At 32.1% G+C, this 15,564-nt stretch carries 22 protein-coding genes; 5 read left to right on the top strand and 17 right to left on the bottom strand.

Going from position 1 to position 15,564, the window contains the following annotated elements:
• Positions 1 to 19 precede the first annotated feature (19 nt).
• The 11 genes from OCU47_RS21405 to OCU47_RS21355 form a co-directional block, all read right to left on the bottom strand.
• On the bottom strand, positions 20 to 748 hold the full coding sequence (locus OCU47_RS21405) for an ABC transporter permease (RefSeq protein WP_261830685.1): 729 nt from the start codon (positions 746 to 748) through the stop codon (positions 20 to 22).
• A gap of 371 nt (positions 749 to 1,119) precedes the next feature.
• Complete coding sequence (locus OCU47_RS21400; RefSeq protein ID WP_261830683.1) at positions 1,120 to 1,308, bottom strand: class II lanthipeptide, LchA2/BrtA2 family; 189 nt, start codon at positions 1,306 to 1,308, stop codon at positions 1,120 to 1,122.
• A gap of 19 nt (positions 1,309 to 1,327) precedes the next feature.
• Positions 1,328 to 1,540 (bottom strand): plantaricin C family lantibiotic, encoded by a 213-nt coding sequence (locus tag OCU47_RS21395; RefSeq protein ID WP_261830684.1) that lies wholly within the window; start codon positions 1,538 to 1,540, stop codon positions 1,328 to 1,330.
• Between the two features lie 83 nt (positions 1,541 to 1,623).
• Entirely contained in the window at positions 1,624 to 1,812 is a 189-nt protein-coding gene (locus OCU47_RS21390; RefSeq protein ID WP_261830683.1) for a class II lanthipeptide, LchA2/BrtA2 family, read from the bottom strand.
• 19 nt (positions 1,813 to 1,831) lie between these two features.
• On the bottom strand, positions 1,832 to 2,044 hold the full coding sequence (locus OCU47_RS21385; protein WP_261830682.1) for a plantaricin C family lantibiotic: 213 nt from the start codon (positions 2,042 to 2,044) through the stop codon (positions 1,832 to 1,834).
• Between the two features lie 83 nt (positions 2,045 to 2,127).
• A complete protein-coding gene (locus OCU47_RS21380; protein WP_261830681.1) occupies positions 2,128 to 2,313 on the bottom strand; it encodes a class II lanthipeptide, LchA2/BrtA2 family in 186 nt (61 codons plus the stop codon).
• 40 nt (positions 2,314 to 2,353) lie between these two features.
• Complete coding sequence (locus tag OCU47_RS21375) at positions 2,354 to 2,563, bottom strand: plantaricin C family lantibiotic (RefSeq protein ID WP_261830680.1); 210 nt, start codon at positions 2,561 to 2,563, stop codon at positions 2,354 to 2,356.
• Positions 2,564 to 2,606: 43 nt separating this feature from the next.
• On the bottom strand, positions 2,607 to 2,804 hold the full coding sequence (locus OCU47_RS21370) for a class II lanthipeptide, LchA2/BrtA2 family (RefSeq protein ID WP_261830679.1): 198 nt from the start codon (positions 2,802 to 2,804) through the stop codon (positions 2,607 to 2,609).
• An 87-nt stretch (positions 2,805 to 2,891) separates the two neighbouring features.
• Positions 2,892 to 3,107, bottom strand: a complete 216-nt coding sequence (locus OCU47_RS21365) for a plantaricin C family lantibiotic (RefSeq protein ID WP_261830678.1) — start codon at positions 3,105 to 3,107, stop codon at positions 2,892 to 2,894.
• 83 nt (positions 3,108 to 3,190) lie between these two features.
• Complete coding sequence (locus tag OCU47_RS21360) at positions 3,191 to 3,400, bottom strand: plantaricin C family lantibiotic (RefSeq protein WP_261830677.1); 210 nt, start codon at positions 3,398 to 3,400, stop codon at positions 3,191 to 3,193.
• A gap of 548 nt (positions 3,401 to 3,948) precedes the next feature.
• The gene (locus OCU47_RS21355) at positions 3,949 to 4,122 is read right to left on the bottom strand and encodes a hypothetical protein (RefSeq protein WP_261830676.1); all 174 of its coding nucleotides are present in this window, start codon (positions 4,120 to 4,122) and stop codon (positions 3,949 to 3,951) included.
• 202 nt (positions 4,123 to 4,324) lie between these two features.
• Here OCU47_RS21355 and OCU47_RS21350 point away from each other — a divergent pair, with 202 nt between their 5' ends.
• Both OCU47_RS21350 and OCU47_RS21345 read left to right on the top strand, forming a co-directional pair.
• On the top strand, positions 4,325 to 4,459 hold the full coding sequence (locus tag OCU47_RS21350; RefSeq protein ID WP_261830675.1) for a hypothetical protein: 135 nt from the start codon (positions 4,325 to 4,327) through the stop codon (positions 4,457 to 4,459).
• A 439-nt stretch (positions 4,460 to 4,898) separates the two neighbouring features.
• The gene (locus OCU47_RS21345; RefSeq protein ID WP_035294721.1) at positions 4,899 to 5,000 is read left to right on the top strand and encodes a putative holin-like toxin; all 102 of its coding nucleotides are present in this window, start codon (positions 4,899 to 4,901) and stop codon (positions 4,998 to 5,000) included.
• 612 nt (positions 5,001 to 5,612) lie between these two features.
• On the opposite strand, the gene OCU47_RS21340 is transcribed toward OCU47_RS21345, so the two are convergent.
• Together OCU47_RS21340 and OCU47_RS21335 are read right to left on the bottom strand one after the other, a co-directional pair.
• Positions 5,613 to 5,828 (bottom strand): hypothetical protein, encoded by a 216-nt coding sequence (locus tag OCU47_RS21340; RefSeq protein WP_261830674.1) that lies wholly within the window; start codon positions 5,826 to 5,828, stop codon positions 5,613 to 5,615.
• A 72-nt stretch (positions 5,829 to 5,900) separates the two neighbouring features.
• Positions 5,901 to 6,482 (bottom strand): hypothetical protein, encoded by a 582-nt coding sequence (locus OCU47_RS21335; protein ID WP_261830673.1) that lies wholly within the window; start codon positions 6,480 to 6,482, stop codon positions 5,901 to 5,903.
• 265 nt (positions 6,483 to 6,747) lie between these two features.
• Between OCU47_RS21335 and OCU47_RS21330 the strand changes: the two genes are divergently transcribed.
• Positions 6,748 to 7,542, top strand: a complete 795-nt coding sequence (locus tag OCU47_RS21330) for a helix-turn-helix domain-containing protein (RefSeq protein ID WP_261830672.1) — start codon at positions 6,748 to 6,750, stop codon at positions 7,540 to 7,542.
• Positions 7,543 to 7,678: 136 nt separating this feature from the next.
• Here the strand turns inward: OCU47_RS21330 and OCU47_RS21325 are convergent, their stop codons facing one another.
• From OCU47_RS21325 to OCU47_RS21310, 4 genes are all read right to left on the bottom strand, one after another.
• On the bottom strand, positions 7,679 to 9,229 hold the full coding sequence (locus OCU47_RS21325; protein ID WP_261830671.1) for an ATP-binding cassette domain-containing protein: 1,551 nt from the start codon (positions 9,227 to 9,229) through the stop codon (positions 7,679 to 7,681).
• A 450-nt stretch (positions 9,230 to 9,679) separates the two neighbouring features.
• Positions 9,680 to 9,958 (bottom strand): PBECR4 domain-containing protein, encoded by a 279-nt coding sequence (locus OCU47_RS21320; protein WP_261830670.1) that lies wholly within the window; start codon positions 9,956 to 9,958, stop codon positions 9,680 to 9,682.
• A gap of 119 nt (positions 9,959 to 10,077) precedes the next feature.
• A complete protein-coding gene (locus tag OCU47_RS21315; RefSeq protein WP_261830669.1) occupies positions 10,078 to 10,962 on the bottom strand; it encodes an ABC transporter ATP-binding protein in 885 nt (294 codons plus the stop codon).
• A 77-nt stretch (positions 10,963 to 11,039) separates the two neighbouring features.
• Positions 11,040 to 14,147 (bottom strand): type 2 lanthipeptide synthetase LanM family protein, encoded by a 3,108-nt coding sequence (locus tag OCU47_RS21310; RefSeq protein WP_261830668.1) that lies wholly within the window; start codon positions 14,145 to 14,147, stop codon positions 11,040 to 11,042.
• A gap of 250 nt (positions 14,148 to 14,397) precedes the next feature.
• Here OCU47_RS21310 and OCU47_RS21305 point away from each other — a divergent pair, with 250 nt between their 5' ends.
• Both OCU47_RS21305 and OCU47_RS21300 read left to right on the top strand, forming a co-directional pair.
• On the top strand, positions 14,398 to 14,724 hold the full coding sequence (locus OCU47_RS21305) for a hypothetical protein (protein ID WP_261830667.1): 327 nt from the start codon (positions 14,398 to 14,400) through the stop codon (positions 14,722 to 14,724).
• A gap of 59 nt (positions 14,725 to 14,783) precedes the next feature.
• On the top strand, positions 14,784 to 15,564 hold a 781-nt coding region (locus OCU47_RS21300; protein WP_261830666.1), incomplete at its 3' end, for a hypothetical protein.

Below are 15,564 nucleotides of genomic sequence, written 5' to 3'. Positions count from 1 at the left end.
TGCATTCTCCTTAAACACATCACCTTAAATCTTTTTTAGCAACTACTATGGCTGCTATGGTGATGAAAATTACTCCTGAAACTATAAGACTCATAATCTCGTAAGGTCCGTAGACACGGTTTGAAATCATATTGTCTGCTGCATAAAATGGGATGCGGTTTGTTATCCAATCTAGGGAAGGTACTTTAGCTGAAATAAGAGCTATTACATTTGGTAGAATCATAAATCCTACAAAGTTTCCTACTATTCCTGATATGGAAGTTAGATATATGGAAGTTATTATAAATGCGAAGCTTCCTATAACAAAACTGTAGATTAAGTATAAGTAAAGGTTGGTCCATAGATCATTTAAAACCACATTTAAGGTTAAACTGTCATGTAATGCTACCTTGAAAACTGAGCTTACCACTGTATTTACAATTCCTAAAATCACTCCTAAGACTAAAATGCTTAGTAATTTTGAAATCACTATCTTAAGTCTTGAGACTTTGCTTGTAAAAACTTGAGTTGAAGTCTTAAGATCAAATTCATCTCCAAGAGCTTTAGCTGAATAGATAAACAATAAGATGGTTGCAACATTTGCAAAGAATGCATTTACATGCCTTATGTTAAAGGTCTTTGGGGTTAAAGTCGCTTGATATCCTATAGCAGATGCAAACAGTATGCTTAACAATAGGCCGATATATATACCCCTTCTTTTGAATATTTTCCTTGATTCTAAAACTGATAAATTAACTACTTGTAACATGATTTACATCTCCTTAATAGAAATTTGAATTTTTTTCAACTTAAGTATAGCATTGCTAAACTTAATTACTTTTCTTAGTTAATAAACTCCTAAGATTTAATAATAATTGATTAATCCTCCATAAATCTTCTGCAAAATTAATCGATTTTTATGTAACAAGTGATAATGGATTAACCTTTGTAGCTTTTGTTTTAAGAGCTTTTTATAACCTGGATAAGCTCTCCTTCTTCTTGCCTTTTACCTATTTCTTAGTTTTCATAACTTAAGCTTCACCAGCAATATTTCTTGGATCTTATATTAAGAAACCAGTATTTATCCTAAATTCAATATTTTAAAAAAATCAGTGACAGAGTCACTGATTTAATTAACAACTAACATTTTGAACTGCATTTTGTTGTTGGACATATAGCTGCAGAAGCTCCGATAGTTGCAGTTACTGTTGCAACTATTGTTGGTGTACTAGCTCCGTTAACTTCTTGAGTTTCAGTAAGTTCGTTTAATTCTTCAATTTCTACTAGTCCTGCTGGATCTTGTTTTCCTATATTAATTTGTTTTTCCATTTTCATATCCTCCTTAAAATTAGTTACAGCTTGGCATACATTCTTTAGTAACTGTACAGTATTTACCCTTGTTTCCTAGATAGTTACTGAAATCGCTATACCAGCCTGCACCTGCTAAAGTGTTCATGTCTTGCTCTGTAAGCTCTGCAATTGCATCTCCTGATGGGTTTGCCATGATATTTTGTAACTTTGCCTTTAAAACTGGGTCCTTTAAAACTTCAACATCTTTCATTTTTATTCTCCTCCATTAATCCTTTTATTTTAATTCTTTTATTAATGTACTTAATTTGATACTTAAAACAGTCTAATATGTTATTAGCATTTAGAGCTACATTTTGTTGTTGGACATATAGCTGCAGAAGCACCGATTGTTGCAGTTACTGTTGCAACTATTGTTGGTGTACTAGCTCCGTTAACTTCTTGAGTTTCAGTAAGTTCGTTTAATTCTTCAATTTCTACTAGTCCTGCTGGATCTTGTTTTCCTATATTAATTTGTTTTTCCATTTTCATATCCTCCTTAAAATTAGTTACAGCTTGGCATACATTCTTTAGTAACTGTACAGTATTTACCCTTGTTTCCTAGATAGTTACTGAAATCGCTATACCAGCCTGCAGCTGCTAAAGTGTTCATGTCTTGCTCTGTAAGTTCAGCAATTGCATCTCCTGATGGGTTTGCCATGATATTTTGTAACTTTGCTTTTAATACTGGGTCCTTTAAAACTTCAACATCTTTCATTTTTATTCTCCTCCATTAATCCTTTTATTTTAATTCTTTTATTAATGTACTTAATTTGATACTTAAAACAGTCTAATATGTTATTAGCATTTAGAGCTACATTTTGTTGTTGGACATATAGCTGCAGAAGCACCGATTGTTGCAGTTACTGTTGCAACTATTGTTGGTGTACTAGCTCCGTTAACTTCTTGAGTTTCAGTAAGTTCATTTAATTCTTCAATTTCTACTAATCCTGCTGGATCAGCTGTTACCTTTCTTTCATCAGCCATTTGAAGTCACCTCCTTTAATTCATAATTTTTTCTATTTAATTAGCAGCCAACATGACATTCTTTAGATAAAGTACAAAACTTACCTTTGTTGCCAAGCCAGTTGCTTAAATCGTCATACCAGCCTGCAGCTGCTAAAGTGTTCATGTCTTGTTCAGTAAGTTCAGCTAAAGCATCTCCTGATGGGTTGTCTATTAAATTTTGTACCTTTGCCTTTAATACTGGGTCCTTTAAAACTTCGATTTCGCTCATTTTTATTTCCTCCTTTAATCTTTTATTTAAAATATTTTTAATTTTATCTACATTTATATGTGCCCACTGTGCAGCCTTGATTTCTTGTTGGACATACAGCTTCAGAAATACCTATGGTTACTGTTACTGCTGTTGTGCCTATAGCACCGTTAACCTTCTGATCTACTGTAAGTTCTGTAAGTTCATCAATCTCTACAAGTCCTGCGGGATCTTCTTTTATTGCTTTATCTACTTCTTTCATTTTTTCTCCTCATTAAGCCTTTATTTATTGTTCAACTTAAAATTTGATACTAGAAACAGTTTGTACCTGTTTTTTGAAAACTAAATATTAGTCTCCGCAAATAGGCATACATTCTTTAGTAGCTGTACAATATTTACCCTTGTTTCCTAGCCAGTTACTAAAATCACCATACCAACCTGCAGCTGCTAAAGTGTTCATGTCTTGCTCTGTAAGTTCTGCAATTGCATCTCCTGATGGGTTTGTAATAATATTTTGTACCTTTGCCTTTAATACTGGGTCCTTTAAAACTTCAACATCTTTCATTTTTATTCTCCTCCATTAATCCTTTTATTTTAATTTCTTATAAATTTACTTAATACAATTTGTACAATTTTTCAAACTAAATATTAGTTTCCGCAAATAGGCATACATTCTTTGGTGATTGTGCAATACTTGCCCTTGTTTCCAAGATAAGCACTAAATCCGCCGCCTGCACCTGTTACAGTGTTCATATCTTGATCTTCAAGTTCATCTGCAGCATCCCCAGATGGATTGGTAACAGGTTGTTGCACCTTTACATTCAAAACTGGGTCTTTTAAAATTTCTACTTCACTCATTCTTCTTTCCTCCATATTTTTATATAAACTTAGTTATTAGATAGCCTAATAAAATTTGGATAGGGATATAAGGCATCTTCAAAAAATAAATAAGTCCATCTGCTAGTCTATTTGACCTTATACTGCGTCAACAGAACCCTTAGATAGCTCTGCTATCTGCGGAACCTGTTTCCTTGTCTAAGTCCAAATATCCGTCGCATATTTGGGCTTGTTATTTATTTTCAGATTCCTAAATTAAATGTACTTACCGAAAGAAGCTTGTACAATCTTTCAGCATAGATGAAGTAATCATCTATTTGGCTTATTGAATTTTTTTAAAAATTTATAAATGAATTTATTCACAGTTATTTATGTGCTTTATAACTGATGTTGCTTATACTCATAAGTAATCCTAATTACTAGAATCCTTAGAATGATAAATAAGCATATGTTTACGTAACTCTCCTTGGCTTAAAATTGATACGCAAACCTTAATATTTAGTTATCAAAGGGCTGTACAATTCCAAGCCAAAATCTCTACACGCCATAAGCCAAATGCTTAAAAGCTTCTACACGCCAAATAAGTTCTTATTCATAGTGTTTTGTCTAGTTTCATAACCAACCCATTTACCGATTTCATTAATAGAGCTTGAAGCTATTACTTTATCTAAATCTTCATCTGTAAGCTCCATAAGTAAATTATCATTTTCACTGGACTTATAAATTAACTCTTTACTACTCATGAATCTAAGCCTCCTTATAGCTTTATTTTTGTTTGTTTTTGATTTGTTTTGCTTTCCATGAGTTAAGTATATAATCTTCTGTCCACATTTCTTGCAGCCTGTCATAAGATGTAGCTAAAAAATAATCAGCGCTTTAAATATGTGATTTTTTTGCGTTTGTGATGTACTGAAGTAAAAAAAAGGGGGGGGAGATGGTGTGATTATGGAGGTGTTAAATGGAGGTGGCTTGGGTGGACAAGCTATATATTCTTTGTTAGGTGGTAACTTTGTGGTATTAATTGAGATGGCTAGGGTGGACAAGCCTTATATGAGGAAAATGCGTTTATTACAAATGTAATTACAGTTATTATAATGAGAAATAGGAGATTATATTTTTGATGTAATAAAAGGTGGGAATGGGGTATTTAAAGATTGGGTGAATTTTTATGGTTGTATTAAAATAGGGTGGCTAATGTGGATGGGTTGGATTTTAGAAAGCTGCTGCTGGACAAGCCATTTGTTATTAAGGAAATTAATAAGCATAAAAAATAGCAGAAGCTAAAACTTTTAATTTAGCTTCTGCTACTTATATTAATAATATTAGATACGTATTTAAATTTTTAGATATTGATTGTGGTTGTGGTAAGGTTCACCGTATCAATGTAAAACAATACTTTTTCAGCTACCAAAAACCTAGTTTTTAAACACAATTTTTGGTATAATTTTAAAGTACAATTCAATAGTTAAATGTGGGCTACTGGTATCACTCACCTTTCTTGTGAAAGGAGGTGATACATGTGAGTAACGATACTTTAATGTTACTATTTCAGGCAGGATTATTTTTACTAGCACTATTAACATTTATAGTGTTACTTATTGATAAAATGTCAAAAAAATAGTAGCCCCGACTCGCAATTGGAAGCTACTATTTTTATACTAAAAATTCTAGTGATACCAGTTGCCTAAGCAACTAGAATTGTATAAGGTAGAGTGCGACAACACTCTACTTTTTTATTATCTTCTTTTCATATCTATATTATATCAAATTTTCATGAAAAATAAACATATATATTTAACACTTTTAAAATCAGTTTTGCTGGTATTATGGACAGGCATATTTAATAATTTCATTTAACATATCTTAAATCTCCCCCTAATCCTAAAAGCCTTTTAATTTAACCACTGCACTCAAAGCTAAGTGTTTGCAGTAAAAGACAGCTAAATTGCTTCTTTGATTATTACTAATTAATTGCCTGCTTCTATAAACATAATAAACCTACTGAAGCCAATAATTCTATACGTAATTACATAATTTACCAGTAAATAAATTGATTTTCACTTAAAAATTCATTGTAATACCCTACATTTGCTTAAGCAGAACTTTAAGTAAGTAGCTAGTTATTAGATATAGAACGCTAATTGCAATATAATGCTGAAAATTTTTATACAAAACAAATCACCCAGAACCTAGACCCTTTCTAAATCCTGAGTGATTTTCCTATTAAAATAATTTAAATCTTTTTAAAATCTTCTTTGGCAGATTCCCACAAATATTTGCCTACATCATCTGCCTCATTCTTTAAGGTTTGATGGGATGGAAGTCCTGGCGGATGCATCCTGCCTATTGCACGAATTCCTACTGATAAGACAGTCTTTCCTACTCCTTTAAATAGATGAACAGCAGCTTCTTGAGTTTCTTTACTTAAAATTGCTGAAGGTAAAGCCATATAAATCCCTCCCTTTATGATTTTTTCTACAGAACCTTCTTATTATCACTTTCTTAACCACTATTGATTAAATTAATTTTGTAATTTAGGTTGATTTAATTTCACTTTTATTAAATCTATTGCATTGCTGAAGGAGTCCTTTAGATCTTTACCTGAAAAATAGCCCCTAGCAATGTCTGCAACAGATTCAGTCATTAAGTCTAAAATGTAGCTTATAAATTTTATATCTGGATTGTTTATAAAACTCTTATCAATTAGATTCTCATCAATTAGTTCACAAACCGCTGTTATAAGGATTCCAGTTAGTGCATGTAAGCTAAAAGTAGTGATGGCACCTGCTGCTACTCCAACTCCAGGAATTAATTCTAACAATTTACCTGCTATAATATTGCCACTTGCAGCGCCAACTACAACTCCTATGAAAGAAGAAATGCCTGAAATACCATCGCAATCGTATACTTTAACTATTCTTTTGCACATTTTGGTTGTAACCTTAGTTAATGCGCCTACTTCAACTCCCAGTAAGGCTAGTTGTACCATTTGCCCTGCTCCTGGAAACATATGAAGTACTCCTTTGTATCCACCAGCAACCGCTGCTGCTTTTGCTCCTGCAGAAATTATGATTTCGATAGATTCATAAGTTTTATAAGACATTTTAACTTCCCCCTTCATAGATAAAAATTTCATAGTTTTTGAAATATGTATGCCATTTCTTCAAAATAGTAAAACGTAAGATAATATTAATCTGTAGGAAAATTATTATTTATATGGTATATTTATACTATAGCCTATATACACTCTTATATGAACTTGAAATCTACAGCATTAAAAAAAATATTTTTCAAATTACTCAAAGCAAAATATCAAATTACTTGAACCTATACTAAAACTTAATTTATCTTATAAAGGGGTTTTAAACATGAGAAAGCTATTTTTTTCAAAGAATTTATGGTTCTTAAGAACAGAAAAACTAAAAATTACGCAAGAAAAGCTGGCAGAAGAAATAGGAGTGGAATACAGCTCCATCTCTAACTATGAAAGAGAAGATAAAGTTAATTTGCCAAGACTAACCACTCTAATTAAAATGGCAGACTTTTTTTCTGTAAGCATAGATTCCTTACTCTTTGAAGATTTAGAAGCCTTTGAAAGTAGCAAGGTGGATCTTAAGAAATTAGGAATGAAAACTCTCCCTTACAAAGATGAAGAATATAAAAAGTATATTAACCAGCGATATTATGCCTACTACTATAACACAAACTCTGCCTATAATTCAGAACTTGCCTGCTGCTATTTTGAAATAAAGCCAAATGAAGCTAAAGAAAGATATGATGTTTCCTTTGCTCAGATTGAAAGGGAGAAAAAATATTCAGGGAACTTTCTTTTAACCAATCGTCATATATATATCTATCTAAGGGGAATTGAGCACTCTGAACGTGCTTTCATAACCTTGCCAAAGCCTGAAAACAGCTACTTAAAAGCCTACATTGGCGGCCTTGGAATTATCTCCTCAATTTCCTCAGGAGTAAGAAGGGACCCTTGCAGCCAAAAGATCTTTATGGTAAATAAAGATGTTAATGATACTGCTGAACTTAATGAAGAAATACGCTCCTTATTAAGCATTGGTAATAACTCCTGCTTAATAAGGGTAGACTTAGACGAAGATGCTAGAGCCTTCGATCTAATAAAAAAGATAAATAGAAAATCCATAAATTAAAACACAAATCACCCAGAGCCTAGTACACTTCTAAGCTCTGGGTGACTTTTATAGGGGATACAGGGGTAGCGCCAACATTTCCGACAAAACCCACGCTAAAACAAAAAGTGGGCGAAAACTTTAAATTTTACCCTCTTTACTTTTTATGTTTTGTACCATAAATGTTATATATATGTTTAAAATAATTAGAATAATTATTAACATTATGTGCAATTATAATCACCATAGCTTTAATTTTATCAAGATTAGATAAAAACTTTTCTATAGTTACTTCATTCATAGCTGAAAAAGGTTCGTCAAGTAAAAGAACAGGTTTTTCACTACAAAGTGATCTTAATAATGCAATTACTTGTTTTTCTCCGCCACTAAGATTTTTGCTCATTGTGCTTGTTTTAACCTGCTCAATTAAATCATCTGGAAAAAATGTCTCATAAAGTGATAAGTTTTTATCATCATACGTTCCGTACAATGTAACATTATTATAATAATCTGTTTCAAATATAACGGGATATTGTGGACTATATGCATTTAATAAACTAACATCAACTTGACTTAACTCATCATACTTTATCTCTCCATTATCTAGTTTGTAAAAATGCATTAACATACGAAATAATACACTTTTACCAGCACCATTATCTCCTGTTATTAAATACTTATTGGGATAAATAAACTCCATATCAGGAAGATTAATTTCAGTTTTTCCCAATGTTTTTGTTATATGGTTTGTCTCTATTTTTTCAACTCTATCTATAGATTTAAATGAATCACTACTTTTACTACAAATAATATCCTGTAATTTTTCCTGTATATTCTTTGTAGATTTAACTCGTCCAATATTTACATTCAATTCATAGATAGGATCTATAAATTTAGTGCTATATATAAATGCTGCTGTTGCCATACCAATTGTTATGGATTTTGAATATAGTAGCATTGCAACCATAATAAAAGAAATAACTGCTATAAATTCTACTGATCCACCATTTAAAACCATCGCAAAGCTATTTAACTTACGAAAATGCATATTACGTGATAAAACTGATTCTAAATCTTTTTGGTGAACTTTTTTTATTGAATTGGCACTTTTTTTGTCTAATATATCATGTGACTCAAAGTATGTTTTAATTTTTGATGTATATTTTCCTACCTCTTTAAGGTATGTACTATTTCTTTCTGCTAATTTTGACGCTGTTAGTTGTGGCACAAACGATGCTAATACAGACCCCAAAATAATAGCTATTGCAATTGAAAAGTCCACACACACAATTAATGAAATTCCAAATACAACTATCATCATTATAGATCTGTATATTGACAATAATGGACTCAAATAATTTTGACACATCTCTGTAATATCATTAGCTTGCATAGACAAATATTCTCCTACATCAAACTTATAATAGTCTTCAAAATTCTTATCTATTACAGAATTAAAAAAATCATTTTTTATACTTTTTTCAAATTTTATTCTCCTATAATCTGAAAATCGATTAATCAAATAACATACTATCAAGTACATACTAAAGGCCAAAATATAACAAATTACAAGATACCAAATAGTTCCTACCCCTTCTAAATAATGATCTACTAAATAACCTGGTAAAAATAATGTTACAGCTGTGGCTGCAGTTTCTAAAAAATAACACGCAAGACTCCCTATTATATATCCCTTAATTTCTAGCAAATATTTTTTCATATTCAGTTTTTATAAAATCAGACTTTAAAATATGATTTTATATTTTCCTCCCCTGTTAGATCTTTTTTAATAACCTATAACTACACATATTTATCAAGTGAAACTTGATTCAGGTGGGGTGCATCCCCATCTGAATCTTAGTTGAACTTACACCCTCAAGGGGTACCTCGTCCAGGAGCGTGCAGCCGTTATCTCCAACTTAAAGAAGTTGGAGTGTTACGGATGCTAGCTATCGGATAAATTTAGTTATTACATCTTAAAAAGTAAATTTTTTCTTAACTTTTAAGATACAATATACATAATATGAATATTATTGTCAATATACAATCTTTTGTAAATTACTTTGAAATAATTTGTGTAAACTTTGAAAAATACTGCTTGTCCTGCTTTTTTGTTGATTATCTAATTTCTTTAACTTATCAATTGTTATATCACCGTTCATAATTCCATCATAACCATTTTCTCCCTGATATAACTTTTGTAATATTTATCTGGAACTACTTTATGAATACCCAACAAATGCGGCAAATTTTCTGTGTAGAATCTTATTTTTAATTCAAATCCATTATTAAGTTTATATTCATACATATTCTTAGCAAGAATTTCATTATAAAACTCTAGTATAGATTTTAAGTTGTATTCATCATGGCGCAGCTGTTTAATAATTTCACTTTTATCAACTTTCAATAACTTCTCTAAAAGTGGTGCAGCCAACAAAACCGACAAATCCCACGTTAAGGAATATTGTTTCATAAACCATAGATTAAAACATAAATCACCCAGAGCCTAGCACATTTCTAAGCTCTGGGTGATTTTTATAGGGGATAAAAAATTCCTTAGCTTATTTTATTTTCGTTCATTAAATCTAGGAAGGTGTCTTCTAGTGTCTTCACTTCTTCTTTAACGCTGTAGAACTTTATATGGTTTTTAACCAAAAGTTCCATGATAACTGGGATGAAATCCTTATCTGCATCCACATAAACCTTAGAGTCTTCAAGCTTCTTTACAGTAATATTATTATTCCTAAGTACCTTTGAAGTTTCAAGAGTATCTTCAACTTCTATAGCCACTTCGCTTACAGCTGTAGCTTTATCCTTTGTTAAATCAATGGTGTCTATTATGGCTCCATTTTTTATGATTATAGCTTTGTTACAAAGCTTCTCTAGCTCTGATAGGATGTGGCTAGAGATTAAAACTGTTATGTTTCTTTCCTTTGCTATGTTTTTAATGTACTCACGAAGTTCATGAATACCTGTTGGGTCAAGGCCGTTGGTAGGCTCATCTAAAATTAAAAGCTCTGGATCTGAAAGAAGGGCTTGAGCTATGCCAAGTCTTTGTCTCATTCCTAAAGAATATCCTTTAACCTTCTTCTTTAAAGCATCTGAAAGGCCCAAAAGTTCTGCAGTTTTAAGCACCTTTTGTTTGTCACGAACCCCATTAAGCTCTGCAAAATACTTTAAGTTTTCAAAGCCTGTCATGTAGGGATAGAAGCTTGGTGTTTCTATAACACAGCCAATGGATCTTTCTCCTTGAAACCTAACCTTTCCTTCATACCTTTTTGTAAGCCCTACTATTATTCTCATAAGAGTGGTCTTTCCTGCACCGTTAGGTCCAACAAGTCCCACTATTTCTCCTTTGTTAAGGGTAAAAGATACCTTATCTAACGCCTTTTGGTTATTAAATTCTTTCGATATTTTTTCTAATTCTAAAACCTTTGTCATTTTCAAAACCTCCATTATTTTTTATTTTAAATTTCTAATCTATGTGTATTTTTAAATCTTACTTTTCTATATTTTCTTTATTCAAACCATAGTACTGGTGGTACTAAATTTTCATCATACTTATTTATTAAGGCGTAGCCAAAGCCTGCAAGGCCAATCATAAGTCCCATGGCTTCAGTTCCACAGTAAACACCTTTGTTCCAGCGTGGCTTTATAAGCAATTCAAACATTTCCTTAAAGGTATTTTCACACCTATTTTTTAAGTTTTCATCCTTTAAAACCTTGGCTGCATATTGAAGAATTGATAGGTTTCCTATATCTCCATGGCAGTAACAAGGGTTGTTTCCAAAGCACTTGTTTATGGTAGTGTCCATAGCATTTTCAATTTCTTCATCTATATAATCATCGTGATATCCAGCTTCCTTTAGCATTAGTCTGCTTAGTAAAATACCAGGAGCACCATGACACCAAGCAAGAGCTGCTCTGTCCTTTGTATGTGAAGATTTCCAGTTCTTCTGCTGTGGCAAATATAAATGTCTTTCATAGTTTAGAGCCTTAACAATTAAATCTTTTATCTCCTCATCCTTTGTTATGCTCCAAAGCTTTCCAAGGTAAGCTGCAATACCAGCGTTGCCATGAGCAAAACCAGTGGAAGGTACATAAATTCCACCTGAACCCCAGGCTACAGAATCTCCAAAATACTCTACTGCATTTTTCTTTAAATGCTTATAATTTGCCATTGCAAGATCTAAAACTGTATGTTTTAAATCCTCATCCTGAGTATCCTTGTAGATACTTAAAAGCACTCCAATGGCTCCTGCAGCTCCACCAATAACATCCAAAGATTTATCTCCATCTATTAACTTATAAAGAATTGAGATATTTTCCTTAATTACATCCAAAGCTCTCTTATCTCTTGTGTTCTTATAAAACTTTGACAAGGCATAAAAGCAGCCTGTAGCCCCATTAAAAGGCCCTGTTAAGTATGGTATGCTGCCATCTAATCTCTTTATGGTCTTTATGGAAGACTCCATAGCCTCCATGGCTGTATTTATATATTTATAATCCAAAACTAAAGAACCTAACTGCCCTAAAAATAAGGCTATACCTACATTTCCATCGTATAAATTATCTCCCACAGGACTTAGTGACCAGGTTCCTTCCTCCCTGCCTTCTAAAACTGTGCTTATCCAGGTTCTGTCCTTTCCTTCCTTGCTTTCTCCCACAATGCTTCTCTCAAGAATATAATCCCCTATGGTTTGTGCAAGCTCTAAATATCTTTGCTTTGGTAAATCCACAGCCTCAGTGTTATCTGAGAATTTAATAGGAGTCAAATCCTTGTTACTATTAGTGTTCTTTGCAATAAAGGACATATCTATAAAGTTAAGCTGCATATTCATATCCTTATTGCTAAAGTGTGAAATCTTTGATAAAACCTTATCCATTGGGCTCTTATCAAGCTCTAGGTTTATATCCTCATCCATTGAATTATGAATTCTATTAGAATCTATATATGAGTAAAAATAAGGGACATCCCCCATTAATATGTCATGAATTTCTGAAGACACAATCTTCTTAAATTTCTTCTCTATATTTATTCCAAGCCTATGAAGAAGAATTTCTCTGTGAATCTTATCCCTAAAGAAATCTGGATGATGGCTAGTTTTTATAAGCTGGCCATACAAATAAGTAGGTCTTAGAATAAATCTATTTTTCTTTCCTTTGAAAGTATTTTCTACAACTCTTATAACTTCATTTTTATTCTCTAGCATAAACTTATAAATTGAAATGAAGCCCTGTCTTATATAATCAAGATAATCCTCAGACTTTTGAAGCTTTCCGTTAATCTTTGGATTATTATTTTGAACGGTTATAACTCCATAGCCTTCCTCAAGCTTAAGCTCATCAGTGTGAAAGTTCTTAAGCTGCAAGAACTTGAAAGGTGAGACCTGATCCTCCACTGCACTTAAACCACTAACATCCACTGTAAGCTCTGTTTCATCAGAAATACCGCTGATTTTTTGAGGCAAAAATCCTATGGAATATACTGAAGAATCTATAATCTCATAAGCCACCTCATGAGAGCAAAAGAATTCTTGTTCCATAAGTACCACAGAAGAATGGAAAAGTGCCTCAAGGTCTATAATCACAGGGTGTTTCCCCATGGCAATTATGTTTTCATGATGAATGTCCTTAGCATTTAAACTGTAAAGAATCCCTAAAAGCCTTCCTATATTAAAGTAAAAATCCTTAACTTCCTCAGTGTCATTACACTGATCATAGCTTATAAACTCAGTCCAGCCGTACTTTTCTCCATTTATAATCTTCATTATATAAAGCTTCTCATGATTATCTATGTGATTTTTATTTATCCAAGTTAAAAACTTATTAAAACCTTCCTCAAGCCCTAAAATCCTTGGCTTGAAAACAACCTTCTCACCGTTTGAGAATTTTATTATAGATACGGTTTTTCCATTGTTATGACTGTCCCCTAAGGAAGACTCTATTTGCTGAATCTTAATATCTTCCTTGGTGTTTAAGATTTCTTCTTTGATTCTAGAAAGGTTCTTATCTGTTTCCTTAAGCATATCTAAGATAAAGTCAAAGGCAAGCTCTGCCCTGTTAACCATCACGTTATACAAATGAAAATACTCCTTATATAACTGGCTTAGGTAATTCTTGTTGTTTAGCAAGGTATAAACAAAGTAATCATATCTTTCCTCCTTGCTTTCCCCCTTTAAGTCCTTCCTCATTCTTGCTATGTTAATCTCAAGAATCAAGGTTCTTTGAGAGAACTCAAACAAGCCTGTAGCCACAAGCTCTGTAATGTTCTTAAGGAACAAATCTCTATCTTCTAAAATCTCTAAGCTTTTTATCTGATTATAAAACTTATCTATGTAAAGATTTATAATAGGTCTGTGAAAATAGTAAAAAGGAACTGTGTCTTGAAGCTCTGAATCTAAAGCCTTTAAAAGCTTAGAATCCTCCAAAGCTAAAAGCTCATCCACTTCTATTTTTGGTTCCTCATTATAATTTCTTATAAACTCCTCAGCCTTCCCTAAATCTATGTCTGACATGTCCTTTAATAAGGTCTCCAATTTTTCCATAGAGTCAAACTCTCTAAAAAGACTTAACCAATATGCTTTAACATCCTCACAGCTTATTTTCTTATTTTCTAAAATCATAACAAAATCCCCCTAACAAAGAATTAATATATTGTAAATATACCATTTCCTTACTAGGGGGCTGTTTTTTTATAATATAAGGCTGCTTTCTTGTAAATAAGCTTAAAAACTTAGTTTTTTCGATGTCGGTTGTTATGGAAAAGGGGGCGGTAATTACTAACCCCAAACTTGTCCATATATGTTAATTATGCATTTTATACTCTTCTCAAACATATAAGTAATAGTCATTAAAAACCTGGAGGAAAGGTAATTGAAAATTAATAAAGATGGTTATTTGGTACGTATGAATCGCAACTTTAAAGATGAAGAAATGCCTAATGGTGCTAATGGGAAATGTATGGAAGTAAGCTTTACCTACGGAAATACTAAAGAAGACGCAATTAGGTATATATTATCTGACACCTCATTAAATATTGTGAGAGGTGAAGGTATTGAAAACACCAGTGTTAAAAATATAGGAATAAACAACATAAAGGAAGATCCAACAAAAACTAATAAGCATCATTGCCTTGTTAGTAACGTATTAATAAAAAAATTAACAGGTTGTTTAAGATGTGAAGATTCAGTACCAGAATAAAATTACTGATCTAATATATGTAATTTAAAATTTATAAATATAAAATTGGAGGTAACATTATGCCTGATCAACAAATAGAAGTTAAAGATAAAGGATGGCTAGCTTACTTTTCTCTACTAAAAAATTTGATTGAAAATAATGATATAAGTAGCCCTGCAGGAAGCAACTTTGTTATTCAGTTTTGTGATCCAAGCTTTTCTAATAAAATAGAGTCTTCAACATATAATCAAGTTACTGATTATAGACCTTTCAATGGAACTGATATTTACTCAGCAGCCACTGCAATAAGTATTAAGAATGCTTATGTCGGTTTCTTAAAAGCTGTTAGAGATATAATAAAAAAAGATGAATACCCTGATGACTATAATGATGTCAATGATCTTATAAAGAAAATAACTGAAGAAAATGAGCCATTCTCCACTATCCAGGGTCTTGACTCAACAATTTCAGATTGGAAAAATAACTACGATCAAACGGTGGAAGAATCTATTGAATTGAAGTCTGGAAAACTTACAGATTTTACAGCAGTTATGAGTGAAGCTGATGTGGGCTTTCAAAAAGGAATTGTTAAAGTTGATATTAACGGATCAGGCAATTTCGAATACAGAAATGCAGAACAATACAACTTTATGTCCATCGAAATTAAAACTTCAATTAAATCATTTCCAATTCAACGATCAAATTTAGACTGGTCATGGATAGATAACTATAAAGATCAATTAAATGATAAAGCAAAAAATGTTTTTGATGAAGATAACGGTGGATTATCACTTATTCCTACAGAATTAGTGATCGCATGGAGACCACAAATTACATTAAAAGTCTCTCGTGAAGATGGAC

Source organism: Clostridium sp. TW13 (assembly GCF_024345225.1).
In the GTDB taxonomy this organism is placed as follows: Bacteria; Bacillota; Clostridia; order Clostridiales; family Clostridiaceae; genus Inconstantimicrobium; species Inconstantimicrobium mannanitabidum.
The sequence above is the reverse complement of the archived record's forward strand: the minus strand, read 5'-3'. Positions and strand labels throughout refer to the sequence as shown.

Excerpts from the sequence above, each read along its gene's own strand:
- OCU47_RS21380 (WP_261830681.1), bottom strand. The coding sequence starts at position 2,313 with ATGGCTGATGAAAGAAAGGTAACAGCTGATCCAGCAGGATTAGTAGAA.
- OCU47_RS21350 (WP_261830675.1), top strand. The coding sequence starts at position 4,325 with ATGGAGGTGTTAAATGGAGGTGGCTTGGGTGGACAAGCTATATATTCT.
- OCU47_RS21365 (WP_261830678.1), bottom strand. The coding sequence starts at position 3,107 with ATGAAAGATGTTGAAGTTTTAAAGGACCCAGTATTAAAGGCAAAGGTA.
- OCU47_RS21355 (WP_261830676.1), bottom strand. The coding sequence starts at position 4,122 with ATGAGTAGTAAAGAGTTAATTTATAAGTCCAGTGAAAATGATAATTTA.
- OCU47_RS21335 (WP_261830673.1), bottom strand. The coding sequence starts at position 6,482 with ATGTCTTATAAAACTTATGAATCTATCGAAATCATAATTTCTGCAGGA.
- OCU47_RS21385 (WP_261830682.1), bottom strand. The coding sequence starts at position 2,044 with ATGAAAGATGTTGAAGTTTTAAAGGACCCAGTATTAAAAGCAAAGTTA.
- OCU47_RS21395 (WP_261830684.1), bottom strand. The coding sequence starts at position 1,540 with ATGAAAGATGTTGAAGTTTTAAAGGACCCAGTTTTAAAGGCAAAGTTA.
- OCU47_RS21360 (WP_261830677.1), bottom strand. The coding sequence starts at position 3,400 with ATGAGTGAAGTAGAAATTTTAAAAGACCCAGTTTTGAATGTAAAGGTG.
- OCU47_RS21340 (WP_261830674.1), bottom strand. The coding sequence starts at position 5,828 with ATGGCTTTACCTTCAGCAATTTTAAGTAAAGAAACTCAAGAAGCTGCT.
- OCU47_RS21315 (WP_261830669.1), bottom strand. The coding sequence starts at position 10,962 with ATGACAAAGGTTTTAGAATTAGAAAAAATATCGAAAGAATTTAATAAC.
- OCU47_RS21375 (WP_261830680.1), bottom strand. The coding sequence starts at position 2,563 with ATGAGCGAAATCGAAGTTTTAAAGGACCCAGTATTAAAGGCAAAGGTA.
- OCU47_RS21370 (WP_261830679.1), bottom strand. The coding sequence starts at position 2,804 with ATGAAAGAAGTAGATAAAGCAATAAAAGAAGATCCCGCAGGACTTGTA.
- OCU47_RS21400 (WP_261830683.1), bottom strand. The coding sequence starts at position 1,308 with ATGGAAAAACAAATTAATATAGGAAAACAAGATCCAGCAGGACTAGTA.
- OCU47_RS21310 (WP_261830668.1), bottom strand. The coding sequence starts at position 14,147 with ATGATTTTAGAAAATAAGAAAATAAGCTGTGAGGATGTTAAAGCATAT.
- OCU47_RS21390 (WP_261830683.1), bottom strand. The coding sequence starts at position 1,812 with ATGGAAAAACAAATTAATATAGGAAAACAAGATCCAGCAGGACTAGTA.
- OCU47_RS21330 (WP_261830672.1), top strand. The coding sequence starts at position 6,748 with ATGAGAAAGCTATTTTTTTCAAAGAATTTATGGTTCTTAAGAACAGAA.
- OCU47_RS21405 (WP_261830685.1), bottom strand. The coding sequence starts at position 748 with ATGTTACAAGTAGTTAATTTATCAGTTTTAGAATCAAGGAAAATATTC.